The 26708-nt window shown below is 47.1% G+C and carries 20 protein-coding genes, 1 tRNA gene and 2 pseudogenes; 10 read left to right on the plus strand and 13 right to left on the minus strand.

Features of this window, described 5'->3' with window-relative positions:
* Nucleotides 1–10 precede the first annotated feature (10 nt).
* Entirely contained in the window at nt 11–2308 is a 2298-nt protein-coding gene (gene xdhA, locus A9180_RS17220) for a xanthine dehydrogenase molybdenum-binding subunit XdhA (RefSeq protein ID WP_064529817.1), read from the minus strand.
* A gap of 376 nt (nt 2309–2684) precedes the next feature.
* Between xdhA and actS the strand changes: the two genes are divergently transcribed.
* Nucleotides 2685–3443 (plus strand): amidase activator ActS, encoded by a 759-nt coding sequence (gene actS / locus A9180_RS17225; RefSeq protein ID WP_064529818.1) that lies wholly within the window; start codon nt 2685–2687, stop codon nt 3441–3443.
* A gap of 78 nt (nt 3444–3521) precedes the next feature.
* Nucleotides 3522–3595: transfer RNA gene (locus A9180_RS17230), tRNA-Gly, on the plus strand.
* Nucleotides 3596–3759: 164 nt separating this feature from the next.
* Here A9180_RS17230 and A9180_RS17235 read toward each other — a convergent pair.
* The 5 genes and pseudogenes from A9180_RS17235 to A9180_RS17255 form a co-directional block, all read right to left on the minus strand.
* Nucleotides 3760–5166 carry a winged helix-turn-helix domain-containing protein gene (locus A9180_RS17235; RefSeq protein ID WP_064529819.1) on the minus strand — a complete coding sequence of 469 codons (1407 nt, stop codon included), beginning with the start codon at nt 5164–5166 and terminating at the stop codon, nt 3760–3762.
* Nucleotides 5167–5766: 600 nt separating this feature from the next.
* A pseudogene (locus A9180_RS17240) lies at nt 5767–6248 on the minus strand (hypothetical protein).
* Nucleotides 6235–7050 carry a transcriptional regulator gene (locus tag A9180_RS17245; RefSeq protein ID WP_064529820.1) on the minus strand — a complete coding sequence of 272 codons (816 nt, stop codon included), beginning with the start codon at nt 7048–7050 and terminating at the stop codon, nt 6235–6237. Before A9180_RS17245 ends, A9180_RS17240 begins: the two are co-directional and overlap by 14 nt.
* Nucleotides 7051–7392: 342 nt before the next feature.
* A complete protein-coding gene (locus A9180_RS17250; protein ID WP_064529877.1) occupies nt 7393–8025 on the minus strand; it encodes a helix-turn-helix transcriptional regulator in 633 nt (210 codons plus the stop codon).
* A gap of 460 nt (nt 8026–8485) precedes the next feature.
* The gene (locus A9180_RS17255; protein ID WP_064529821.1) at nt 8486–9715 is read right to left on the minus strand and encodes an amino acid permease; all 1230 of its coding nucleotides are present in this window, start codon (nt 9713–9715) and stop codon (nt 8486–8488) included.
* A 254-nt stretch (nt 9716–9969) separates the two neighbouring features.
* Here A9180_RS17255 and A9180_RS17260 point away from each other — a divergent pair, with 254 nt between their 5' ends.
* The 5 genes and pseudogenes from A9180_RS17260 to ygeA all read left to right on the plus strand — a co-directional run bounded on the left by A9180_RS17260 (nt 9970) and on the right by ygeA (nt 14539).
* Nucleotides 9970–11157: an acetyl-CoA C-acetyltransferase gene (locus tag A9180_RS17260; RefSeq protein WP_064529822.1), complete on the plus strand. Its 1188-nt coding sequence runs from the start codon at nt 9970–9972 to the stop codon at nt 11155–11157.
* Between the two features lie 278 nt (nt 11158–11435).
* Nucleotides 11436–12272, plus strand: coding sequence for a 5-dehydro-4-deoxy-D-glucuronate isomerase (kduI, locus tag A9180_RS17265; protein WP_064529823.1), 837 nt, complete (start codon nt 11436–11438; stop codon nt 12270–12272).
* Nucleotides 12273–12300: 28 nt separating this feature from the next.
* On the plus strand, nt 12301–13062 hold the full coding sequence (gene kduD, locus A9180_RS17270; RefSeq protein WP_064529824.1) for a 2-dehydro-3-deoxy-D-gluconate 5-dehydrogenase KduD: 762 nt from the start codon (nt 12301–12303) through the stop codon (nt 13060–13062).
* Nucleotides 13063–13551: 489 nt separating this feature from the next.
* A pseudogene (locus tag A9180_RS24370) lies at nt 13552–13728 on the plus strand (MFS transporter); the annotation flags it as partial.
* A 118-nt stretch (nt 13729–13846) separates the two neighbouring features.
* On the plus strand, nt 13847–14539 hold the full coding sequence (ygeA, locus tag A9180_RS17280; protein WP_064529826.1) for an amino acid racemase: 693 nt from the start codon (nt 13847–13849) through the stop codon (nt 14537–14539).
* A 4-nt stretch (nt 14540–14543) separates the two neighbouring features.
* Here the strand turns inward: ygeA and lysR are convergent, their stop codons facing one another.
* Nucleotides 14544–15461, minus strand: coding sequence for a DNA-binding transcriptional regulator LysR (gene lysR / locus A9180_RS17285; protein WP_064529827.1), 918 nt, complete (start codon nt 15459–15461; stop codon nt 14544–14546).
* A 121-nt stretch (nt 15462–15582) separates the two neighbouring features.
* Between lysR and lysA the strand changes: the two genes are divergently transcribed.
* Nucleotides 15583–16845, plus strand: coding sequence for a diaminopimelate decarboxylase (gene lysA / locus A9180_RS17290; protein ID WP_064529828.1), 1263 nt, complete (start codon nt 15583–15585; stop codon nt 16843–16845).
* A 6-nt stretch (nt 16846–16851) separates the two neighbouring features.
* Here the strand turns inward: lysA and galR are convergent, their stop codons facing one another.
* Nucleotides 16852–17883 (minus strand): HTH-type transcriptional regulator GalR, encoded by a 1032-nt coding sequence (gene galR / locus A9180_RS17295; protein WP_064529829.1) that lies wholly within the window; start codon nt 17881–17883, stop codon nt 16852–16854.
* A 586-nt stretch (nt 17884–18469) separates the two neighbouring features.
* On the opposite strand from galR, the gene aas reads away from it, so the two are divergent.
* Both aas and lplT read left to right on the plus strand, forming a co-directional pair.
* A complete protein-coding gene (gene aas / locus A9180_RS17300; RefSeq protein ID WP_064529830.1) occupies nt 18470–20629 on the plus strand; it encodes a bifunctional acyl-ACP--phospholipid O-acyltransferase/long-chain-fatty-acid--ACP ligase in 2160 nt (719 codons plus the stop codon).
* Nucleotides 20622–21815, plus strand: coding sequence for a lysophospholipid transporter LplT (lplT, locus tag A9180_RS17305; protein ID WP_064529831.1), 1194 nt, complete (start codon nt 20622–20624; stop codon nt 21813–21815). The genes aas and lplT overlap by 8 nt, the downstream gene beginning before the upstream one ends.
* Nucleotides 21816–21853: 38 nt before the next feature.
* Here lplT and A9180_RS17310 read toward each other — a convergent pair whose 3' ends face one another.
* From A9180_RS17310 to mutH, 5 genes are all read right to left on the minus strand, one after another.
* A complete protein-coding gene (locus A9180_RS17310) occupies nt 21854–23524 on the minus strand; it encodes a DUF4139 domain-containing protein (RefSeq protein ID WP_077883538.1) in 1671 nt (556 codons plus the stop codon).
* Between the two features lie 156 nt (nt 23525–23680).
* Entirely contained in the window at nt 23681–24721 is a 1041-nt protein-coding gene (locus A9180_RS17315) for an NADP(H)-dependent aldo-keto reductase (RefSeq protein WP_064529832.1), read from the minus strand.
* Nucleotides 24722–24828: 107 nt separating this feature from the next.
* Nucleotides 24829–25047 carry a lipoprotein YgdR gene (ygdR, locus tag A9180_RS17320; RefSeq protein ID WP_061090702.1) on the minus strand — a complete coding sequence of 73 codons (219 nt, stop codon included), beginning with the start codon at nt 25045–25047 and terminating at the stop codon, nt 24829–24831.
* A gap of 138 nt (nt 25048–25185) precedes the next feature.
* On the minus strand, nt 25186–25899 hold the full coding sequence (locus tag A9180_RS17325) for a TerC family protein (RefSeq protein ID WP_064529833.1): 714 nt from the start codon (nt 25897–25899) through the stop codon (nt 25186–25188).
* Nucleotides 25900–25957: 58 nt separating this feature from the next.
* The gene (gene mutH, locus A9180_RS17330) at nt 25958–26659 is read right to left on the minus strand and encodes a DNA mismatch repair endonuclease MutH (protein ID WP_064529834.1); all 702 of its coding nucleotides are present in this window, start codon (nt 26657–26659) and stop codon (nt 25958–25960) included.
* Nucleotides 26660–26708: the final 49 nt, after the last annotated feature.

Here is a 26708-nt window from a genome sequence, read left to right on the forward strand (position 1 = left end):
GATGTTATCCTCAAATCAATCCTGCCAGATGGAACTCTTCATATAACCGTTTTGGCGTTAGCGGCAGCGTATTGATTGCGACACCGGTAGCCATCTTCACCGCATTACGAATTGCAGCGGCAACAGGAATAATTGGCGGCTCACCCAGTGACTTATGTCCGTATGCGGATTGTGGTTCATTTATTTCGACAAACGCACTTTCCAGTTGTGGCAGATCCGGCATGGTCGGCATTTTGTAATCCAGTAAATTTGGGTTACGTACCACGCCACTTTTCGCGTCGATAATCATCTCTTCAAAAAGCGCCCAGCCGATGCCCATCCCCATCCCGCCGTGAACCTGACCTTCAGCCAGCAGCGGATTAAGAATATGGCCCGAATCATGAACATTGAGGATGCGGTTGATGGTGACCTTACACAGCGCGATATCGACCGTCAGATCAACAAAGGTACAGCCAAATGCAGGTGGGTTTGTGGTAGTTTTGATTGAGCTTTCTGCAGAAAGCTGCCCGCCACGCTCGGGATGATAAAATGCATCCATTGCCAGATCTTTTAACGACAGTAACGCCTCTTCCGGTCTTTCAACCAGTACGATATGGCCTTTTATCAGGGTTAGATTCATCGCCGACTGATGCAGCATTACTGCGGCGTGGGCGAGAATTTTCTCTCTTAGCAAAAGCGCTGCACTGCGTAGTGCCGGGGCTGCGACATAGCTCTGACGTGAAGCAAACGCGCCTGGATCGAATGGCGTAATATCGGTATCTTGCGTCGAAATTACGCGGACATCACTGACCGGAACGCCTACGGTTTCAGCCACCATTTGCGAGAACACGGTATCGGCACCCTGACCGATTTCCGTCGCGCCGCTCTGCACGTTGATGGTTCCATCCTGATTCATCAACAGGCGCGCGCCAGCGATTTCTACACCGACAGGCCAGGTGTTGGAGGTGTAACTAAAACAGGCAACACCAACGCCGCGGCGCAGATTACCTTGTTGCTTCTGGCACTCCACACGGCGCTTTTCCCATTCAAAGATTTCCCGCCCTTTTTCCAGGCACTCTGGTAATCCGGCACTGTAAATACGTTTGCCTGTGAGCGGATTTGCATCGCCTTCACGAGCGGCGTTGCGTAAACGAATTTCGATAGGGTCGATACCCAGCGCTTCGGCAGCGTCATCCAGCATGGATTCAACAGCAAAAACCACCTGCGGCGCGCCATAACCACGCATCGCACCCGCTGAGGGCAGGTTGGTATAGCAAGTCTTTGAGCTATAAGAATAGGCACAGCGCGGGTAGAGATAAGCAACTTTATTGCCGCCTGCAGAAGCGATGGAATGACCGTGTGAAGCGTAAGCACCGGTGTTAGACAGAACATCCAGGCTATAGCCTTTCAGCGTACCATCGCGGTTTACGCCCATTTGTCCGTCAATGGTAAAAGCGTGGCGAGTGCGGGTTGCCAGAAAACATTCTTCGCGGCTTAGGGAAACTTTCACCGGAATGCCGCCGAGTTTACTGGTCAGGAATGCCGCCATCGGTTCTTCCAGTACATCTTGTTTATTACCAAAACCACCGCCAACAAAGGGCTTGATGACTCGCACGCACGACCAGGGAATATCCAGCGCCTGACCAACAACGCGGCGGACAATGTGCGGGATTTGGGTGCTGGAAACGATGGTAATTCGTGAATCGTCTTCCATCCACGCCAATGAGGTCACGCTTTCCATATGGCAATGTTGAATGACCGGCGTCTGATAATGCCCCTGCACCTGGTAATCGGCGGCGTCGATTGCTTGCTGGACATTACCTGTCGACATTGCGCTTTGTTTCAGTAAATTGCCACCGCTATGGATTGGCGCAGCGTCTTCTGCCAGTGCAGCTTCTGGCGTGGTAATGACGGGCAATTCCTGCCATTCGATGTGGACAAGTTGCGCCGCTTTTTCCGCTGTGAGCTCATCACGGGCAACGACAATAGCAACCGCATCTCCATGATGGCGGACGTGGCGTGTTAACAGGGCGCGATCGGCGGTATCGCGTTTATTCTCATCCAGAGTCCAGGCATGGCCCGCCGTGGCAAAGGAAATATCAGGGACATCCTCCCAGGTAAATACAGCCAGTACGCCTGGTAAACTTCTGGCTTGTTCATCGTTAATGCTTACCGCATAACCATGTGCAATTGGGCTACGAACATATTTCGCGTAACACATGCCCGCCATAACATAATCGTCAGTATATCGTGCCCGCCCGGTGACCTTCGCAATGGCATCGACGCGCATGCATGATTCACCTGTAGCGGTTGCTTCCCGCGCTTCCATAGAAATCCCCTTGATTTGAACATTTGGTTCTTATGGCAATGATTAAGTCTTTGCAGGCAAGAATTACGCCAGAAACGACTATAAGCACGAGGGGAGGGGGGAAGTGTGACGTCGTTAAAAAAATACTACGGATGATGCATTTTTATCAGCAAAGAAAGTGAGTGCGGTTTATCAATATGAGTGTGATAAAAATCATTGTGATAAATGAGTGTTAGAGGTCAATCAGGACGGTTTCGATTTCGTCATAGTTTGCCAACGGTGCTAATAGATTCTTGAACAGTTATTGATTCGTACATGCCTGTTCCCACGCAATGGATTGGGGATCTGACGGGGGGCTGCTATGATATAGCGTCTTGTTTTTTAGCGAGGAAAGATTTTGAGCGCAGGACGCCTGAATAAAAAAACTCTGGGTATCGTGATGCTGTTATCAGTAGGGCTGCTTCTGGCTGGCTGTTCGGGTAACAAATCATCAGATACAGGAACGTATTCCGGCTCCGTTTACACCGTGAAACGGGGGGATACGCTTTATCGTATTTCACGCACCACGGGGACCAGCGTAAAAGAGCTAGCCCGACTCAATGACATTTCACCCCCCTATACCATAGAAATTGGCCAAAAATTGAAACTTGGTGGGGCGAAAAAAAGTAGTAACAGCACGCGTAAATCCACCGGAAAATCGACGACAAAAACAGCGTCAGTGACACCGTCTTCGGCCGTTTCGAAATCTTCATGGCCGCCGGTTGGGCAACGTTGCTGGTTATGGCCAACGAGCGGAAAGGTTATTATGCCTTACTCAATGGCAGATGGCGGCAATAAAGGGATTGATATTGCGGCGGCGCGCGGAACGCCAATATACGCCGCAGGTGCTGGTAAAGTGGTATACGTGGGTAATCAGCTACGTGGCTACGGTAATCTCATCATGATTAAACACAGTGAAGATTACATTACTGCTTATGCCCATAACGAGACGATGCTGGTGAACAATGGGCAAAGTGTTAAAGCTGGGCAAAAGATAGCGACTATGGGGAGTACTGATGCGGAATCCGTGCGGCTACATTTCCAGATTCGCTACCGTGCTACGGCAATAGATCCTTTGCGCTACTTGCCGCCACAGGGCAGCAAGCCAAAGTGCTGATGGCGAATTAATCAGCAGTCAGTAGCAAGGCACTTGCTTAGGAGAGCGTAAGGTTTATAATGCCTTACGCCTCTCGAAGCGGGCGTAGTTCAATGGTAGAACGAGAGCTTCCCAAGCTCTATACGAGGGTTCGATTCCCTTCGCCCGCTCCAGTTTCTTAATTTTTCTCTTTCTCTGTTTTTTCTGTAGTCATCAAATTCTTCCGTTATTGTTGATACATTCACGTCAGATGTAGATAAATCCAACATCCCCAACAAAAATAGAGTGTATAGCTCAAAATATGGAGCGCTATTCTTCTTATGATATTTATTGCAGTTCAAGCAACCTCAAATTGAGCATTAAAATCAATAATGCTGTTAATTTTTGTCAATTGCTTCAATTTTTGGATGTTATTGATAATAACTAAATGATATTCCTTCTCAGTTCCGTGATAAGAGAATGTGTTTCTTTCATTTTGTATTGTAGAAACATATACATCAATGCATTTTTTTATTACAGCGGATTTATGTCTTTTGGGTTCAAGTCGCAGTGACTGGTCTATACAAGCGATGGCATCTTCAATTCTTTCGTTATATATATTTACCAGTGTCTTATAGTAATACAAGGAGGCTACATCTAATACTTGCGTCTGTGCATGGTCAAAAAAAATGCGTGATGCAGTCGTTTGTCCGGAAAGGCCGGTTATCAGCCCCATGATTCCTAAAATATTTCCATCGAAAATATTTTTGTCAGAAACCTTATCTATAAAGGCCAATGCTTTTTGTGTTGCATGTTTAAGTTCGTATAGACCATGAAGTGCCATAGACATATGGCATTCAGCCAACAGACAATAGCATTCATTGGTTATTGACTGAGCATTAGACTTATTTTTAACACTTTCAAATATAGTTATTGCATTGGCAATGTTTTCAGGTGTGAATTCATTCAGTTCACTTTTTCCGGCAGACATTTCCGCTGATAAAATATTTTCATCAGAAGGTATATATCGGGTCATAAATTCTGGTTCTGCTTTAGGTTTCTTCATTGCCAGATATAAGTTACTAATTATAAAGTGTGAGATTTTTTGTATGTCATCTGCTTGAATATGTGTGCTGGCAATAAGATAAAAACTTTTTGCATCGATTACTTCAATATATAAACTGTTTGAAGCATCATATTGGCTGATTCTTCCCGTTACAAAATAATCTGGTTTGAATCTGGCCAGAAAGGCTGTCTGAGATTTATTATCTATGCAATACTGGGTTGCAGTCATTGGATATATATAGAGATCATCTGTTTTTTTATTTGAGATTAGTTGTACAAGTTTCTGATTAAGTGCTAATGGATCCTGATTGCAGTGAGATATTGTAAATGGAAATAAAGCAATAGTGCTGCCTGTATCATTATCTTGATTTTCTTTTATCTTGAATACTTGTCCACTAAATCGATAACCTTTTCTATATATGGTTTCAATGCAACGGTTGTAGCCAATTCTTTCAAAAATACATCTTAATGAATAGATGCATCGTGTAAGTGACTCATCACTTACAATCACATTTTTCCATACTGATTCGATGATCGTATCTTTGGATACAACGTTTCCCGCAGATTCAAGCAATACAAATAATACACCGAGTTCTTTCTGCGGGATGTAAAATTCCTCATTCCCTTTTGTAAGAATGCCATCTTCTGTAAGTATGATTCCATCAGGGAAATGATATGAGAACTTATTTTCTAAATCCATTAGCTCACCTCTATTAAGTTTGTGGTTTTTTGCATCCTGCATGAGTAACAGATATAACTGATATTCATATATTTCATTTGATACTTCTATTTACGAAATTCATTATGATTGTTTAAGTTAATTTATATTAGCTTGATGTGATTGTAATCTGAAATATTCTTAATTAATGCTGGTTAATCATGTGAGTATATAACTCATTGAAACGTATTGATAAAATTATGATTATCACATTTCTTAACTTAATGTGATTGTACATTTAAGATAAAATGACATGCCGTGAGGAATAGTTATGCGTCGAATGACAATTTGATTTGCAAGAATTATTGCAATAGTGATTTTATTTATTAACAGCTATTGTATTTATTTGCTCTCTTAAATATTCTTGTGTGTACCAGACGTTATTTTTATACCATTATCGTCATAGTGGAGTGCGGAAGGATTTTTAATGACGGATGTAATTTAAGTGGGAGAGAGGATAGCCGTATGATGTGTCAGATATGATGATGGATATCAAAATACATAAAGATTATATTCCAGCGCCAGGAATATTACATTTGTTATTTTGGCTTTCAATTACAGATATAGCATCAGGTTGTTTGATTACCTTGCACAATACATAATTGCTCTATTGCCAATGCTAAAAAGAAAATTATGGTTGTTCTGTTTTTGTATGTTATAGCTTATCATTTTTCCTGGAAATATATAAAAATCAGGCAGGAGTTGTGCCAGGTTATCATCTGAAATTTGATCAATGATATCAAATTTATTTATTTTGGTAGAGGTAAGATGCAAAGTGTCATAATTTTCAGTCCATGTATATTCAATATCTCGGCGAAATGATTTATATGTGTTTGTGTTTTGTTTCCAGGTGCCGCTAAGTGCAACCGTTCCTGTCTTTTTATTTTTATTATACATAAAGTCAATCGTGAGATTAGCCCTTCCCTGGTCATTAAATATAACCCAATTGGCCGTGCATTTCTCATTGTATACTATTTGTTCTTTGGAATAATGATAGGCAATTAAAAAATGAAACCACTGAGAAAGCATATAATAATAAACAGCATTTTTTTATAACGAATCATGATTAACTCCACGATACGATAGAGTTAAACAGTCTGCAACTGTGTTATTACTGTGGTTTTTCTTGCATGCCATAACAATCAATCCAGGAGACGACTTATCGAGAGGGAAATATAGCCAGGGATACTTTTTACAATCAATTCCGGATCCTAATATACGGTTCTTATATTTATCGAGATCTTTCAACCCATCAATGCTATCTTCTGTAACATTGAAATGACAACCATTTATTTGTGCAACGGTTTTGTAATCTTTAAAGAATGATTTAGGTTGACTATTGTGCCAGAGAAAAAATGCGGCAAGCAAACCTACACTAAATGCACTTAGCATGGGTAAATAATTTTTAGATAGCCTGACGATATTTCTGAGATGATTATTTGGTTGAGCACTTGTCTCTTTAAACTCATCTTTAACGTTCAAGCATTGGGGAGATACGGTCTTTTGAGCATCTGCAGAAGGGATTATTACATGGTTTTCTATGTTTATATCATTACTGATCTTAAACCCTTTTCTCGGCACGGTTGCAATAAGCGAATGATTGGTTTCACCAACCGTTCGAAACCCGCGTCTGATAATCGATATATTTTGATATAACGTGTTGACCGGTACTCGCATGCCTTCTTCTTCCCAGACTCTGGAGAAAAAATCTTGTTGTGCAACCACATCCGGAAAGGCTTCGAGTAGCAGCGATAAGCACCTGCTTGCTGGCGATGTCAGAATGGCGTTAAGCTCGGCGTCATGTACCGAAATTAGTTTTTTGTGCTCTGGCCAGAACTCAATATTATCGTTAATAATCCAGTACATACGTCAATAAAACACAAAATTAAGTAAATTGAAATTATATAGTTTGATAAGTATATTAGTATTCATGAAATAAATATATATTAATTTTATATTTATCATGCAAGGTATAATTATAACATATCAATGCAACTTAAAATTCCATGCAGATTAACAAATTTAACACTCCTGGCAGTTGTCTTGATGCCTTTTTCTATCGCAATATCTCTTCATTTTTGCGGTAGTACGTCAGGGTTACATAATTAAATAAGCGCTCTAATAAACTCAATTAAAAGTTCATGTGATAAAATACGGGCATCTCTATAAGTGCCCGTATATACAATGCTTATTATCAATTGTAACGTTTCAGTGCTGAACGGAGTGTGAACGGATAAATAACTCGTTTATTTTACCACCCATCCTTTTTTCAATTCTTTGCTTGTAGGCGTAGATGCTACGGATATCCATATCAAGAACCTCTGCAATCTGATATGGATTATAACCAGAAACCATATGTCCCATTATGGTGAATTCCATTTGAGTTAACGTATTGCCTCTGGTAAATGACAAATAACGGCCAATGAATAGTTGCCTGATCTTTTCGTTGGCAACATCCAGTCCATCGTCATTATATATAATGGCTGATATCGAGGAGTTGTGTTTTCTCCAGTAATTAGCAAGAGATTGCATATTTCGATCGCTTACTAACACAATTCCCATCTCAGTACTCGTGAGATAGTCGATCCAGTCATGCTCTAAAAAAAGACGTAAAAAGCTTACTGAAAAATCTACAAAAATATATCCGCTTAATCGAGCATTGTGGTTTTTACTTAATATACCTTCAACCACGCCACGATTAAAGTAAGAACTATCTTCAGGCCACATGCAAAAACATGCATTTGCACAATACTGCAAACGTGGTGATTTTTCTGGCATTATTTGGCAATGCATTGAGCAACTATTGCATGTAAGACTTTTATAGCGACTACAAAGCCTCATGTTAATAACCTCCCTATTCATAGATAATTGCATAATTTCATTGGTTATTGATGATGTCAATACACTCTGATTTAGTAAGATTTTTATGAAGAATTGTGTTTAATCCGTATTTGATATTATTCTTAATGGCATATTTAAGTGTGCATCATTAAGCTTTAAATATGATTGGATTTCACTCAGTTAATCATGTCAACCTTATTGCAAATCAGACAAGTGCCTAATGTATTAAGAATATCTATACTGCAAATTGTTTTCGAATGACCAGAAGATATCTTGTAAATCTAAGTGATGCATCTTAAATAGTCTTAATTAAGATGTTCAGATTTTTATTTAGGATAACAGCTTGATAATGCTAGTTTAAGTTATGGGTCGCTTGGGGAGGGTGAACAATGCAAGATATGCATGGTAAGAATTGGAATGGTTCAAAATAGTGGTTATTTTGAACCATTCACATCTTTGATTAGCTAAAGAACATTACCGATACGCACAGGATACCGACGATCAACGTAATTAGATTTCCGATGGAACGCCAGGGCTTAAGTGCCGGGATGAGATATGTTGACAACGTTGGCATGATAAAAAGAATCATGGCAATAAGTGGACCACTGATCGCGTAAATCATCGAAATTGCATTAGGGTTGATGCAGCAAACGATGAAAGTAATCAGTGATACTAACATAATTGACAGCGCGCGGTTAAATGCACGGCTTTTTTTAACCCCTGCCTGCTGTAGCGTTGTTTTGACTAATTCTGTTGCACCTTCAATAACACCAAAGTAGGTACCTAAAAACGATTTAGACATTGCTACAACCGCGACAATAATTCCAGAAATCGACAGCCATGCAGGGGCATTTGGCAGCATAGAAAGTGCCGATAAAATAGTAACTCCCTCTTCTTTAGCTGTTTCAATATAAGACGGTGGTATTGATAACAGGCAGCTAAAGACGAAGAACAGTACGCTCACGCAGATGATGAGATAAGCGACTTTCATAATTTTTTTGCATTTATCCATAGCGTGTTCGCCATATTTTTCACGTCTATCAATAGCAAACGTAGAAATAATGGGCGTATGGCTAAAGGCGAAAACCATCACGGGAATCGATATCCATATCTGGTGAAGGGTATTCTGATTGAACTCTACCTGGGTAGTTAATAGAGCTGGTTGCCAACTACCAACGAGGTAGAAAGAAAGAAATAAGAAATAGGCAATCAGTGGAAACACCAAAAATCCCATTACCCGAATTGTGGCATGGCGCCCCATCAGAAAAATGAGATTCAGAATTAACACAACCCCCAGACTCACCAGCATACGAATGCGCAGGTCGATGACCATATGCTTTGCCAGCTGTTCTGTCAGCGAATTGGTGATTGCCACTGCATATATCAACACGACGACAAAAAAAGCAATGAAGTAAAGAGTGGTAATCAGATTGCCGATCTTTTTGCCATAGTAATGAGTTACTGCGCCAGTAATCCCTTCACCTGCGGATGTTTTTGACGAAAGGATGAACTGGCACAGGGCCTTATGTGGCCAATATGTTAAAGGCCATGCGACCAGTGCTGTAATAAACAGGACTACCGCTCCCGCTGAACCTAGCTGAATAGGGAGAAAGAGCGTGCCTGCGCCAACGGCTGTGCCGTAAAGTGCGAAGCTCCAGAGAGTTTCTTCTTTTGACCAAATTTTAGACATTATTTGAACGTATCATCTACAAATTAAGAAAAATGGAGGGCAATTTACCATAAACCAGGTCAGATATGGGAGATTAACGCCATATCTCCTCATGGATTCATGTGTTAGTCGATGCAAACCTTGCGTGCCAGCTGGGTATCCATCCCTCATTCCGGTGAATTTCCTTTGTGATAAAAATCACTATTTTTAAACATTTAAAATAATTTTCATTAACAATCATTTACTATTGCGCTGTTAATCTGTGCGAGGTTGTGATGAAAGACGTAGTGATTGTCGGTGCGTTACGAACACCTATCGGCTGCTTTCGTGGAGCGTTGGCTGGCCATTCTGCCGTGGAACTTGGTAGCCTGGTCGTGAAAGCGTTATTAGAACGCACTGGCGTTGCTGCACCAGCGGTAGATGAAGTGATTCTGGGGCAGGTTCTGACCGCAGGGGCAGGGCAGAATCCAGCACGGCAATCGGCCATTAAAGGTGGTCTACCCAACAGCGTTTCGGCAATTACAATTAATGATGTTTGTGGTTCCGGGCTAAAAGCACTGCATCTTGCCACACAAGCGATCCAATGTGGCGAGGCTGATATTGTTATCGCCGGTGGTCAGGAAAACATGAGTCGCGCACCGCATGTATTGACTGATAGCCGTACCGGAGCACAGCTTGGCGATAGCCAACTGGTTGATAGTCTGGTGCATGATGGCTTATGGGATGCGTTCAATGATTACCATATTGGTGTCACTGCCGAAAATCTGGCGCGTGAATATGGTATCAGTCGTCAATTACAAGATGCCTATGCACTTAGTTCACAACAAAAAGCGCGGGCGGCCATTGACGCTGGACGATTCAAAGATGAGATTGTCCCGGTAAGAACGCAAAACAATGGGCAGCTACTGATTGTTGATACCGATGAGCAGCCGCGTACGGATGCCAGCGCAGAAGGGCTGGCTAGCTTAAATCCGTCATTTGATAGCCACGGTTCGGTTACTGCGGGTAATGCTTCATCGATTAATGATGGTGCTGCTGCGGTAATGATGATGAGCGAAGCCAAAGCGCGAGCATTGAATTTACCCGTGCTGGCACGTATTCGCGCCTTTGCCAGTGTTGGTGTCGATCCTGCACTGATGGGGATTGCGCCGGTATATGCGACTCGCCGTTGCCTTGAGCGTGTGGGCTGGCAGCTTTCTGATGTCGATCTTATTGAGGCTAATGAAGCGTTTGCCGCACAGGCGCTTTCCGTTGGCAAAATGCTCGAATGGGATGAACGTCGGGTCAATGTTAACGGTGGCGCAATTGCGTTGGGTCACCCGATTGGCGCATCCGGTTGCCGCATTCTGGTTTCTTTGGTCCATGAAATGGTAAAACGCAATGCGCGTAAAGGACTGGCTACACTTTGTATTGGTGGCGGTCAGGGCGTGGCGTTAACTATTGAACGTGACGACCAGATCTAAATTCCTTTCTATTCGTTAAACATCTGCCGCCATCAAGCCATTTCATGATGATGGTTGGCACGTCTGCGCACATACCCTATAGACTCTGAATTTTTCCTTCACCTGACCTATTCGTGATCGACGCGACACTTTTCTCAATCCCTTATCAAAAAATGAAACAATGTTTTATTTTTGATTGAAAAGCACACTGTGCAGGCATATCATCCTTTAAAGAATAAAACGAAACGATGTTTCACAATCGTTGTGATTTTACAGTTCAATGATTATCGGAGGTTGATGTGGACGTAAGACAGAGCATCCACAGTGCGCATGCAAAAACGCTGGATACCCAGGGGCTGCGTAATGAATTTTTGGTTGAAAAGGTATTCGTTGCGGATGAGTACACGATGGTTTACAGCCACATTGACCGCATTATTGTTGGCGGCATTATGCCGGTAGCAAAAACGGTTTCCGTTGGTGGGGAAGTTGGAAAACAACTGGGCGTGAGCTACTTCCTGGAACGTCGCGAGCTGGGCGTTATTAATATTGGCGGCGCTGGTACGATTACCGTCGATGGTCAATGCTACGAAATCGGTCACCGCGACGCTCTCTATATTGGTAAAGGTGCAAAAGAAGTGGTTTTTGCCAGCATTGATAGTGCCACTCCGGCGAAGTTTTATTACAACTGCGCACCTGCCCATACTACCTATCCCACTAAAAAAGTGACCCCGGCTGAAGTCGCTCCGGTTACGCTGGGCGATAACATCACCAGTAATCGTCGCACAATTAACAAATATTTTGTGCCAGATGTGCTGGAAACCTGCCAGTTGAGCATGGGGCTGACGGAGCTGGCTCCGGGAAACCTGTGGAATACCATGCCGTGCCACACCCACGAGCGTCGGATGGAAGTTTACTTCTATTTCAACATGGATGATGACGCCTGTGTTTTCCACATGATGGGGCAACCGCAAGAAACGCGTCACATTGTGATGCATAACGAGCAGGCAGTAATTTCCCCGAGTTGGTCTATCCACTCCGGCGTAGGGACCAAAGCTTATACCTTTATCTGGGGCATGGTAGGTGAAAACCAGGTCTTTGATGATATGGACCACGTTGCCGTTAAAGACCTGCGCTAATTGCGGGCAAAATGAATAAGGTATTATTATGATTTTAAAAGAATTTTCTCTTGATGGTAAAGTTGCGGTAGTCACTGGTTGTGACACTGGACTGGGGCAGGGGATGGCGCTGGGACTAGCGCAAGCGGGCTGTGATATCGTCGGTATTAATATCGTTGAACCGACAGAAACCATTGAACAGGTCACGGCGCTGGGTCGTCGTTTTTTAAGCCTGACCGCCGATCTACGTCAGATTGATGGCATTCCTGCACTTCTGGATCGTGCGGTAGCAGAGTTCGGCCATATTGATATCCTGGTGAATAATGCCGGATTGATTCGCCGTGAAGATGCTCTCGATTTCAGTGAAAAAGACTGGGACGATGTGATGAACCTGAACATCAAAAGTGTATTCTTCATGTCCCAGGCAGCGGCGAAACACTTCATTGCACAGGGCAACGGCGGCAAGATTATCAATATCGCTTCGATGCTCTCATTTCAGGGCGGGATCCGCGTACCTTCGTATACCGCATCAAAAAGCGGCGTGATGGGCGTGACCCGCCTGATGGCGAACGAATGGGCAAAACATAACATCAACGTTAATGCGATTGCTCCGGGCTACATGGCGACCAACAATACCCAACAACTGCGGGCTGATGAAAAGCGTAGTGCGGAAATTCTTGACCGCATCCCGGCAGGGCGTTGGGGATTGCCGAGCGATCTAATGGGGCCAGTGGTGTTCCTTGCCTCCAGTGCTTCAGACTATGTGAATGGTTATACCATCGCCGTAGATGGCGGCTGGCTGGCGCGTTAAGTTATTCAATTCATTTTTATGACCCTGCCATATGGCAGGGTTTTTTATACCAGCAGATCATCATAATCCATATCTCGGTTATGAAATAATCCATATAAATTATCAATTAATAAATTTTATGAGTTTTATCTACTTTAAAATTATGTAGTTAATAATAACGTCAATAATTTTACTTAATTTGAAAATTGGAATGTCCATCACATAACCGCATGTCGTAGCAATTTAATCCATATTTATGCTAATTCCGACCTGACACCTGTATGAGTTGTTCACGTATTTTTTCACTATGTCTTATTCTCTGCTGGCAGGAAAAAATGGTTACTATCAATACGGAATCTGCTTTAACGCCGCGTCCTCTACGAGATACGCGTCGTATGAATATGTTTGTTTCGGTAGCTGCTGCGGTTGCAGGATTGTTATTCGGTCTTGATATCGGGGTCATCGCCGGAGCCTTGCCGTTCATTACCGATCACTTTGTGCTAACCAGTCTTCCTGACACTGCTCAATAGCATTGGTGCTGCCGGTACGTTCTGGCTCTACACCGCGCTGAATATTGCGTTTGTGGGCATTACCTTCTGGCTCATTCCGGAAACCAAGAATGTCACGCTGGAGCATATCGAACGCAAACTGATGGCCGGCGAAAAATTGAGAAATATCGGCATCTGATGTCACAGGCCGGATGTGCTGTACATCCGGCCTTTTTTTCGCTAATAGAGATCGGGCGCCAGGCCGTTGAGTTCCTTATTCAGCCTTGCTGCATTAACTCACAAGTCAGGAGAAAGGAATGAAAACAATTGGTCTGCTGGGTGGTATGAGCTGGGAATCTACTATTCCTTACTATCGTCTGATAAATGAAGGCATTAAACAACGACTTGGTGGGCTTCACTCTGCGCAAGTGCTGTTACATAGCGTTGATTTTCATGAAATAGAAGAGTGTCAACGTCGCGGGGAGTGGGACAAAGCAGGAGAAATTCTGGCTGAAGCGGCGCTGGGTTTACAGCGGGCGGGGGCTGAAGGCATTGTGTTATGTACTAATACGATGCACAAAGTGGCGGATGCTATCGAATCCCGTTGTTCACTGCCTTTCTTACATATTGCGGATGCCACCGGACGAGCAATTACCCGTGCCGGAATGACTCGCGTGGCGCTGCTGGGTACGCGCTACACCATGGAACAGGATTTTTATCGTGGGCGACTGGCGGAGCAATTTTCCATCGACTGTCTGATCCCTGAAGCGGATGAGCGGGCGAAAATTAACCAGATTATTTTTGAAGAACTGTGTCTGGGGCAATTTAGCGAAACATCACGCGCTTATTATGCGCAGGTGATTGCTCGCCTCGCAGAACAGGGCGCGCAGGGCGTCGTTTTTGGCTGTACGGAAATTGGTTTACTGGTGCCAGAAGAGCGCAGTGTTCTGCCTGTGTTTGATACTACGGCTATTCATGCCGAGGATGCAGTTGCCTTTATGCTGTCGTAATTCGCTACAAAATAGCTTCAAGAGTGGCAACCAGTTTTGGTAAACCGCTCTGTAAATGCTCGCTGAATGCCTGTACCAGTGCTGATGACGGACGATGCAGAGGGCGAATCAGGCTGACGGTGAAGGGAACCGCAATACTGAACCGCCGAACCACTAATCCGCTTGCCGCATAATCCAGAGCGGTGAGCGGGTTAACCACCGAAACACCCGCCCCCGACCGTACCATCGCGCAGACTGACGCGGCGCTGTGGGTTTCTACAATCATGCGTCGTTTAACCTGATTCTCAGTAAACAATTGATCCAGCAGCTGACGATAGCTGTCAGTACGGGAAAGGCTGATGTAGTTCTCACCCTGAAAATCTTCCGGCGTTAATACCTTTTTTACCGCCAGCGGATGGCCCGGCGGTAAAACACACACTTCATCTAAAGAGAGTAATTCCGTGCGTTCCGTACCCGCAGGTGTATGCAGCGTTTCGGTGAGGCCTAAATCATGACGCTGGGCCGAAAGCCACTCTTCAAGTAGCGGCGATTCCTGCGGCACAATGTTTAAGCTGACTTCAGGATAACGGGCCAGAAAAGGTTGCAGCAGCGGCGGCAAAAAAGACTGCGAAAAGACCGGCAGGCAGGCAATAGAAAGTTCTCCCTGGCGAAACTCGCGCAGACTTTCAGCAGCGCTGACTATGCGATCCAGCCCGTACCAGGAGCGCTGAACCTCTTCGAACAGGCGCAGTCCCTGAACGGTAGGATGTAATCGCCCGCGAACGCGCTCAAACAGTTTCAATCCGATCACCTTTTCAAAGCGTGCCAGTTCGCGGCTGACGGTTGGCTGTGAAGTATGCAGCAGTTGTGCCGCCTCAGTCAGACTGCCGGCGGTCATAACCGCATGAAAAATTTCAATATGACGTAAGTTAACGGCGGCCATTGGCGTTCTCTCGCAATTCGGTGATCCATATCATTTTTGCATAGACTCGGCATAAATCGATATTTTTTATTCTTTTTATGATGTGGCGTAATCATAAAAAAGCACTTATTCGGAGTTTGTTATGCCACATTCACTATTCAGCACTGATACCGATCTCACCGCCGAAAATCTGCTGCGCTTGCCTGCAGAATTCGGTTGCCCGGTTTGGGTCTACGATGCACAAATTATCCGTCGGCAGATTGCAGCGCTGAAACAGTTTGATGTGGTGCGCTTCGCGCAGAAAGCCTGTTCCAATATTCATATTTTGCGCTTAATGCGCGAACAGGGCGTGAAAGTGGATTCCGTCTCATTAGGGGAAATCGAACGCGCGTTGGCGGCGGGATATAATCCGCAAACGCATCCCGATGATATTGTCTTTACTGCGGATGTTATCGATCAGGCGACGCTCGATCGCGTCAGTGAATTGCAAATTCCAGTGAATGCTGGCTCCGTTGATATGCTCGACCAACTTGGTCAGGTTTCGCCAGGGCATCGGGTATGGCTGCGCGTTAATCCAGGCTTTGGTCACGGTCATAGCCAAAAAACCAATACCGGTGGCGAAAACAGCAAGCACGGCATCTGGTATACCGATCTTCCGGCCGCGCTGGAAGTGATACAACGTCATCATCTGCAACTGGTCGGCATTCACATGCACATCGGTTCTGGTGTTGATTATGCGCATCTGGAGCAGGTGTGTGGTGCGATGGTGCGTCAGGTTGTCGATTTTGGTCAGGATTTACAGGCTATCTCTGCGGGGGGCGGGCTTTCTGTTCCGTATCAGCAGGGAGAAGAGGCGGTTGATACTGAACATTATTATGGTCTGTGGAATGCTGCACGTGAGCAAATCGCCCGCCATCTCGGTCACCATGTGAAACTGGAAATTGAACCGGGTCGCTTCCTGGTAGCACAGTCTGGTGTGTTAATTACCCAGGTACGGAGCGTCAAACAAATGGGGAGTCGCCACTTTGTGCTGGTTGACGCTGGATTTAACGATCTGATGCGCCCGGCAATGTACGGCAGTTACCACCATATTAGCGCGCTGGCGGCTGATGGTCGCTCTCTTGAACATGCGCCAACGGTGGAAACCGTTGTCGCAGGGCCATTATGTGAATCGGGCGATGTTTTTACCCAGCAGGAAGGGGGGAATGTCGAAACCCGCGCCTTACCGGAAGTGAAGGCTGGCGATTATCTGGTTCTGCATGATACTGGCGCATATGGTGCGTCAATGTCATCTAACTACAATAGTCGCCCATTGTTGCCAGAAGTTCTGTTTGATAATGGTCGGGCGCGGTTGATTCGCCGCCGCCAGACCATTGAGGAATTACTGGCGCTCGAGTTGCTTTAATCGTGGCTAGTCGCTGGCTGCGTTATGACTTGCATCCAGCGACGGTGTTGAAACTGAATGGCGACGTACCAGCGTAGGACTAAAGACGTTGGTGATTTCCGGCAGGGGGCGATTATCCGCCAGCGCCAATGCCAGTTCTGCAGCCTGGGTCGCCATTGTCACTATTGGGTAACGGATCGTGGTCAGCCGTGGGCGCACATAGCGTGACACCAGCACATCATCAAAACCAATCAGCGAAATTTCACCCGGTACATCAATCCCATTATCATTGAGCACGCCCATTGCGCCTGCCGCCATTGAGTCGTTATAACAGGCCACGGCGGTGAAATTTCTGCCTCTTCCCAACAGTTCAGTCATCGCCTGTTCGCCACCGCTTTCGTCCGGTTCGCCGAAAGTCACCAGCCGATCATTGGTCGGAATACCACTTTCGGCAAGGGCATCGTAATATCCTTGCAGACGATCTTCGGCATCAGAAATAGAGTGGTTAGAGCAGAGATAACCAATGCGTGTATGACCTTGCTGAATTAAATGGCGTGTTGCCAGCCAGGCACCGTAGCGATCGTCCAGAGCGATACAACGATTCTCAAAACCCGGAAGGATCCGGTTGATCAATACCATGCCAGGTATTTGCTTCATCAATGAGGCCAAATCGGCATCCGGGATCATTTTGGCATGGACGACCAGCGCGGCGCAGCGATGGCGAATCAACTGCTCAATGGCCTGGTGCTCTTTTTGTTCGTTGTGGTAACCGTTGCCAATTAATAAGAAATTACCGGTATGGTAAGCCACCTGTTCGACCGCTTTCACCATTGCACCGAAAAACGGATCGGAAACATCACCAACGACCAGGCCGACCGTTTCAGTGGTCTGTTGCGCCAACGCACGGGCGTTCGCGTTCGGGTGATAGCTCAGAGATTCCATTGCGCTATGCACAGCCAGACGAGAAGCTTCACTGGCTTTTGGAGAGTTATTAATGACGCGGGAAACGGTGGCGACTGAAACGCCTGCCAGTCGGGCTACATCCTTAATGGTCGCCATGAAAATACCTTTGTGGGTAAACGCTTACAATCTGCCAGTTTTACGGAAAACGCCCGTTGGTTCAAGGGGCGTTGTGATTTCAGCGTGGGAAGTGTGCGCGAAACGAGAATAAGTAAGAAAAAAAAGAGATTGCAAACCTTTGGTTACACTTTGCGAAACGCTGTTGCGATTGACTGCTGGTGGCATTTGTCTACAGGTTGATAAAGTGGTGATCCCAGAGGTATTGATAGGTGAAGTCAACTTCGGGTTGAGCACATGAATTACACCAGCCTGCGCAGATGCGCAGGTTTTTTTTGCCTGTCGCAAATCTGTAACAGTAACCGACAATTTACACACCTCGTTGCATTTCCCTTCATTCCTTTGCTTTTTCTCGCTGGCGAAGCGTCGCCGTGCGGACCACAATCAAGATCCCAGAGGTATTGATTGGTGAGATTATTCGGTACGCTCTTCGTACCCTGTCTCTTGCACCAACCTGCGCGGATGCGCAGGTTTTTTTTCGCACCGACTTTACTGTCGCTCGATCTCTTCATCTCGTGTAATCTCACCGCATTCGCATTAAATGAATTAATGAGCAAAGGGAGTTGAAATGCTTTTTAGCTTTTTTCGAAATTTGTGCCTTGCTCTGTACCGCGTTCGCGTGACAGGTGACACCCAGGCGCTTAAGGGCGAGCGCGTTCTTATTACGCCCAATCACGTCTCTTTTATTGATGGCATTCTGCTGGCTTTATTTTTACCCGTTCGCCCGGTGTTTGCTGTTTACACCTCCATCAGCCAGCAGTGGTATATGCGTTGGTTGAAATCATTTATCGACTTCGTTCCTCTCGATCCGACTCAGCCGATGGCAATCAAACATCTGGTTCGTTTAGTGGAGCAAGGTCGTCCGGTAGTGATTTTCCCGGAGGGGCGCATCACGACCACCGGCTCGCTGATGAAAATCTACGATGGGGCTGGTTTTGTGGCGGCGAAGTCAGGTGCAACGGTTATTCCGGTGCGTATTGAAGGGGCGGAGCTTACGCACTTCAGTCGCCTGAAAGGTCTGGTTAAACGGCGCTTGTTCCCGCAAATTCATCTGCATATTTTGCCTCCGACGCAGGTGCCGATGCCTGATGCGCCGCGCGCTCGCGACCGCCGTAAAATCGCAGGGGAAATGCTGCACCAAATTATGATGGAAGCGCGTATGGCGGTGCGCCCACGTGAAACGCTGTACGAATCACTACTGAGCGCAATGTACCGTTTCGGCGCCAGGAAAAAGTGTGTCGAAGACGTCAACTTTACCCCAGACACCTATCGCAAATTGCTCACTAAGACACTGTTTGTTGGTCGCATCCTCGAAAAATATAGCGTTGAAGGGGAAAGAATCGGCTTAATGCTGCCCAATGCGGGCATTAGTGCAGCGGTGATTTTTGGGGCCATCGCCCGTCGCCGTATTCCGGCAATGATGAACTACACCGCCGGGGTAAAAGGGCTGACCAGTGCTATTACTGCCGCCGAAATCAAAACCATCTTCACTTCCCGCCAGTTCCTCGACAAAGGCAAACTCTGGCATCTGCCGGAGCAGCTGACTCAGGTGCGCTGGGTGTATCTGGAAGATTTAAAAGCGGACGTCACCACTGTCGACAAAGTATGGATCTTCGCCCATCTGTTGATGCCGCGTCTGGCACAGGTAAAACAGCAGCCAGAAGAAGAGGCGCTGATCCTCTTTACTTCCGGTTCTGAAGGCCATCCGAAAGGCGTTGTCCATAGCCATAAAAGCATTCTGGCGAACGTTGAGCAGATTAAAACTATCGCCGACTTCACCACCAACGATCGCTTTATGTCGGCGTTACCGCTGTTTCACTCTTTTGGTCTGACCGTTGGCTTGTTTACGCCACTGTTGACGGGGGCGGAAGTGTTCCTATACCCCAGCCCGCTGCACTACCGCATTGTGCCGGAACTGGTGTACGACCGCAGTTGTACGGTGCTTTTCGGCACTTCGACCTTCCTCGGTCACTACGCGCGCTTCGCCAACCCGTATGACTTCTATCGTCTACGCTATGTGGTGGCAGGTGCGGAGAAACTGCAAGAAAGCACCAAACAGCTTTGGCAGGATAAGTTTGGCCTGCGCATTCTTGAAGGTTACGGCGTGACCGAATGCGCGCCGGTGGTGTCCATCAACGTACCGATGGCGGCGAAACCAGGTACGGTAGGGCGTATTTTGCCGGGGATGGATGCGCGACTGCTGGCGGTTCCTGGCATTGAAGAAGGCGGTCGCCTGCAACTAAAAGGGCCGAACATAATGAACGGCTACCTGCGGGTGGAGAAACCTGGCGTGCTGGAAGTGCCAACGGCTGAGAACATCCACGGTGAGATGGAGCGCGGCTGGTATGATACAGGCGATATCGTGCGTTTCGACGAGCAGGGCTTTGTGCAGATTCAGGGCCGCGCGAAACGCTTCGCCAAAATTGCCGGAGAGATGGTTTCACTGGAAATGGTGGAACAACTGGCACTTGGTGTTTCGCCAGATAAAGTCCATGCCACCGCGATTAAGAGCGACGCCAGTAAAGGCGAGGCGCTGGTACTGTTCACTACAGACAGCGAACTGACGCGCGATAAGCTGCAACAATATGCCCGCGAACATGGCGTACCGGAACTTGCCGTACCGCGCGACATTCGCTATCTGAAACAGATGCCATTACTGGGCAGCGGCAAGCCTGACTTTGTCACGTTGAAAAGTTGGGTCGACGAAGCGGAAAAACACGATGAGTGAGTCAGTGCACACTAACACTTCACTATGGTCGAAGGGAATGAAAGCAGTTATCGCCGCGCAGTTTCTCTCTGCGTTTGGCGATAACGCGCTGCTGTTTGCCACTCTGGCGTTGCTGAAAGCGCAGTTCTACCCGGACTGGAGCCAGCCAATCCTGCAAATGGTGTTTGTTGGTGCTTACATTCTCTTTGCGCCGTTTGTCGGTCAGGTGGCGGATAGCTTTGCGAAAGGCCGGGTAATGATGTTTGCCAACGGCCTTAAGTTGCTGGGTGCAGCCAGTATCTGTTTTGGCATTAATCCGTTTCTCGGTTATACGTTGGTGGGCGTCGGTGCAGCGGCTTATTCTCCGGCGAAATACGGTATTCTTGGTGAGTTAACTACCGGTAATCAGTTAGTGAAGGCTAACGGCTTGATGGAGGCCTCCACTATTGCGGCGATTTTGCTCGGCTCCGTAGCGGGTGGCGTGCTGGCGGACTGGCATGTTCTTGCCGCGCTGGCGGCCTGTGCGCTGGCTTATGCTGGGGCGGTAGCGGCAAATCTCTATATTCCAAAACTGGCGGCGGCACGTCCGGGACAGTCGTGGAATCTGATCAACATGGCTCGCAGCTTTATCTCTGCTTGCGCCGTATTATGGCGCAACGGTGAAACACGATTTTCGCTGGTGGGCACCAGTTTATTCTGGGGCGCGGGTGTCACGCTGCGCTTCCTGTTGGTGCTGTGGGTACCGGTGGCGCTGGGCATTACCGATAACGCCACGCCGACCTATCTCAACGCGATGGTAGCGATTGGTATCGTGGTTGGTGCAGGTGCGGCAGCGAAGTTGGTTACGCTGGAAACCGTGTCACGCTGCATGCCAGCCGGTATTTTGATTGGCGTGGTGGTACTGATTTTCTCCCTGCAACACGCTCTGCTTCCTGCCTACGCCTTACTGATGCTGATTGGCGTACTGGGCGGTTTTTTTGTCGTTCCACTGAATGCGTTACTCCAGGAACGAGGCAAAAAAAGCGTCGGGGCGGGGAATGCGATTGCAGTACAGAACCTGGGTGAAAACAGCGCCATGTTGTTGATGTTGGGCATTTACTCGCTGGCGGTAATGGTGGGTATTCCGGTTGTGCCAATTGGTATTGGCTTTGGTGCACTGTTTGCGCTGGCAATAACGGCGCTGTGGGTCTGGCAACGCCGTCATTAAGCTTTTACCAGATGGCACATTCCGCCATCTGGTGAAGGTCACATTCCCGAAGGGTGCATACCTTTTGGATACTTCACGCTGTATGAGAATGGCAGACTCACGTTCTCTTTGCCTGACAGTTTCAGCGTCCAGGACAGTTCACCCGTTTTCGCATCAAACTGCGCCTGGCCATACTGCATTTTTTCCACAGTAATATCACTATTAGCACTGACTGGGATCTGGTCGAGCAGAGTGATATCCACTGCTTCGCCGTAGCTGTTCTTCACATTGAGGGTGTAACTGAAGTTACGTATTGCGCTGTCGTTAAAGATAGATAACGCATTCTCTTTTTTGAGAACGGCTTTACGCTGAATAATCAGCTTAGGATCGCGGTTTAGCTGAATATCCAGCGACTTACCATCTTCCGGCGGTTGTAAATAGCCCAGACCTGTACGGTTATTGCCAAAGAAGATCTGACTTTCGCCGGGGATCAGATTCAACTGTTCCCAGTCTTTGATCTGTACCTGGAGCCAGGCGGCATTACTGATTTTCGGAATGGCAAAGAAGCGATATTCTCCGTTGATCGACTCTTCCTTAATGACCACCGTGCGCGCGGTATTATCGCTGTCGATTTGCCACGGCAGCGAAAGCGCATAGCGAACATTTTGCGCAGTGAAACTTTCAGGGCGCGGTGAAACGGGCGCTGCTGATGCCGCATACATGCGCCCGGCTCGTTGCTCCCTTGTTTTTTGCATCTCTGTCTCCAGGGCTTTCTGCAATTCTGAGGCATCCTGGTCAGAGGACTCTGGCGAATGCTGTTCCATTACGGGGTTCCGCTTTTTAGCTGAAGCAGAAATCGAGCCGCTTACACCACCATACTCCGGTACATCCACATACTGTGTTTCCAGTTGCGGCAAGGTGAGATGGGTATCAGGTTCATTGGTCGAGAGCACGAGATTAACGTTCTTCCATGCAAGCCCGGTGTACTGGCGAATATTAGCCTTATAAACCAGACGCAGCGGCTGGTTAATGGCGCTGGCATGAATATCATAGAGCGGCGTCCATGTGGCATTTGGCGTCATATAGCGCACCACCGCCTTCGCCGTAACGGCTTGGGGGGCATAGACCTTAGCGATAATAACCAGCGGATCATCGGCTGCCTCAGAATCGCCGTTACGCATACTCTCGCGTTGCTCTAACCTTTCAATTTCAAGCTGGTTATCAGCAAGTTTCTGCGTCAACTCATTGTCGGCTCGTAATAACTCACCATTTTTCTCTTTCACCATTTGCAGATACTTGCCAACTTCGGCGGCACTTTTATTGGTTAATGTGCTATTTGCCTCTAATACCTTAATTTGAGCCGCAATATTGTTTTTCTCGGCGGTTAGTTTTGTCTGTTCCACCTTTGCTGCTTTTAACTGTTGCTGAATCTCTGACGGCAACGCATTCGGCTGTGTTTCCATTAGCGCGATACGTGAGGAAAGCACCGTCACTCCGTTATCGATAGAGATAGCGATGCTGTCGTCGCTTACTGAATTGGCAATATGGGTGAAGATGATTTCGCTTTCACCTGCCGGTAAGTTGAGTGTCTCTTCACCTTGCAGGCTGGCGCCATGCAGATAAACAGTGACGTCTTTAAGTGTTAGCGGTTGGGTTAATTGCGTCCCCCAGGCGGAGGACATACACCCAGTAAGCAACATGGCGAGGGGAAGAGGTTTGAAAATCAACATGGTTATCCTTAACAATGGGCACAGACATTGAAACGCGCGCTGGCGTTGACCGAAAGAGTCTATTGCGCTTTGTCAGGAAAGATGTGGCGAAAAGTAGTGAATATATTCTGAAAAGTGGGAAAAAAGACGCCTGGCGCAAAACGCCAGGCGAGAGGATCACGGTGCCGGATAAGTATAAACCTGATGCACCGCTTCAATTTCTGCTAATACGTCTTCGCTTAACTCCAGATGCAAACTTTCGACGTTAGTTTTCAGCTGCTCCATCGTTGTTGCGCCCAGCAGAGTGCTGGCTACAAACGGTTGACGGCGCACAAAGGCCAGCGCCATCTGAGCAGGATCCAGACCATGACGTTTGGCTATATCAACATACGCCGCGACGGCTTTTTGCGTTTGCTCACCGCTGTAGCGGGTGAAGCGGCTAAAGAGCGTATTGCGCGCGCCAGCCGGTTTTGCGCCGTTGAGATATTTCCCGCTCAACGTACCAAAACCCAGACACGAATAGGCCAGTAACTCGACGCCTTCATACTGGCTGACTTCAGCAAGTCCCACTTCAAAGCTACGATTTAACAAGCTGTAGGGATTTTGAATGGTGACGATACGCGGCAGGTCGTGTTTATCCGCGAGATGTAAATAGCGCATTACGCCAAATGCGGTTTCATTCGACACGCCGATATAACGAATTTTCCCCGCGCGTTGGTACTCTGCCAGGGCGTCCAGCGTGTCGAGCAGAGAAACCGCAGGGGCAGAATCTGTCCAGCTATAACCGAGCTTGCCGAAACAGTTGGTGGTGCGCTGCGGCCAATGCACCTGATAGAGATCGAGATAATCAGTCTGCAGACGCTTGAGGCTGTCATGCAGAGCTTCGCGAATATTCTTCCTGTCCAGCGCCTGATCCGGGCGGATCCCCTTGTCATTATTACGCGACGGTCCGCTCACTTTGGAGGCGATAATTAACTTTTCGCGATTGCCATGTTTTGCCAGCCAGTTACCGACATAGGTTTCGGTTAACCCCTGAGTTTCGGGGCGCGGCGGTACCGGGTACATCTCGGCAACGTCGATAAGGTTAATGCCCTGAGCAACGGCATAGTCGAGTTGTGCGTGGGCGTCGGCTTCGCTGTTCTGTTCACCAAACGTCATCGTGCCAAGCCCCAGCGTGCTGACTTCCAGCGAGCTGTGGGGTATACGGTGATATTGCATAGCCGTTTCCTTTTTATAATCACGACATAAGGAATATAAAAATGGCAGAGGGAAGGGAAAAGGGAAAGAGAAAAATCTTAAGGCCAGCCGGATGCTGACCTTATTTTTTAACGTTCAATAATTTGCGAGACATCATCACGGTTTATTTGCATAGCGTTACCTTGCTGATCGTGATAACTCACCAGCCCGGTATCATCATCAATTTCCGGTTTTCCATCTGTCAAAATCATACGGCCATCTTTGGTCGCCATGACGTAATCACTGGAACAGCCGGAAACGGCAAATACCAGTCCGACTGCAGAAATTAATACTGCCCATTTTTTCATCCGGTCATCCTCACCTATTTTGCCCATTAATGATAATAGACTGTTTATAATCTGACGTTATACATCATGAAAGCAGGAAAATCTTAAACTGTGAGGAAGGGGGGCGGAACGCTCTCCCGCAGGAGAGCGAACGGAATATCAGAGCGGATTCTTTTTGTTGCGGATCAGGTTGAGGCTTTCAACCGCAATAGAGAAGAACATCGCGAAGTAGATGTAACCTTTCGGTACGTGGATGTCGAAACTTTCCAGAATCAGGGTAAAGCCCACCAGAATCAGGAAAGAGAGCGCCAGCATTTTTACCGAAGGGTGGCGTTCGACAAAATCACCAATCGAGCGCGCGGCGAACATCATCACGCCTACGGCAATCACCACTGCTGCCATCATTATGAATAAGTGATCTGACAGGCCCACAGCGGTAATCACCGAGTCGAGGCTGAAGATAATATCCAGCAGCATAATCTGCACGATAGCGCCGAGGAATGATGAAACGCGAGTTTTCAGCCCTTCTTCTTCGCCTTCAATGGACTCGTGGATTTCCTTGCTGGCTTTCCAGATAAGGAACAGGCCGCCGAGTAACAAAATTAAATCACGGGCGGAAATTTCCTGACTGAAAATTGTAAAAAGTGGATTCGTCAGACGCGTTACCCAGGCAATAGACGCCAGCAGCGCCAGACGCATGACCATTGCCGCCGCCAAACCCAGACGCCGCGCGTGGCCACGTTGTGCTGTAGGTAGTTTTGCCACCACCAGCGAGAGGAAAATAATATTATCGATCCCAAGAACGATCTCCAGCAGCGTCAGCGTACCGAGCGCAAGCCAGGCGTTAGGATCGGTTACCCATGCAAATAACATCAAACAAAGCCCTGCCAAAAAAAATGAAGCGGTAATTATATGCCCGGAATGCGGCAGGTCAAAGCGATGGGTGCTGGATCAAAAAATGACGAGCCAATAGCGCACTGGTGAAATTCTTCTTTAAATAAAAGCCGCGCGGCAGTGTCAGAATCGGTTCACCCCGGGAGCCAATGGCTTCGGTGAGCGCTTTCGCATTCGCCGCTTTAGGTCTTATCTGTAAATATTCCCCGTGACGAGCGGTAATCCTTTCAACCTGACCGAGAACAATCATATCCATCAATTCTTCCCAGTCTTCGCGTAACTGCCGTTCCTCTTCTTCATTCGGGCTCCACAGTAATGGTGACCCTACGCGCCGCTGCGCCAGAGGAATACTGCGCTCGCCCTCTACAGGTATCCACAGCACGCGTTTTAACTTATGGCGTACATGGCTGGTTTCCCAGGTGACGCCGCTATTGCCGGTTAAAGGCGCCACGCAAACGAAAGTGGTTTCCAGAGGACGGCCAAGGCTATCCACAGGAATCGTTTTTAGCTCTACCCCCAGGGCCGCAAAATCTTGTTCAGGCTTACTGCCCGCGCTGGCGCCAAGCCAAATTTCCAGCAACACGCCTATCCAGCCTTTATCGCGCTTTAAATTCTCCGGTGCAACCAGCCCGGCAAGTGCCGCCAGCTCACCCAATGTGTAACCGGAAAGTTGCTGTGCTTGCGCAAATAACTGCGCTTCAGTTTCTGGTGGAGAGAGCAATGGGCGAGGTTGGAGCATGGCGTTATACCTTGATTAAAAATTGAGCAGTAATTTTATACCGGATATG

This window comes from Escherichia sp. B1147 (assembly GCF_001660175.1).
GTDB classification, from domain to species: domain Bacteria; phylum Pseudomonadota; class Gammaproteobacteria; order Enterobacterales; family Enterobacteriaceae; genus Escherichia; species Escherichia whittamii.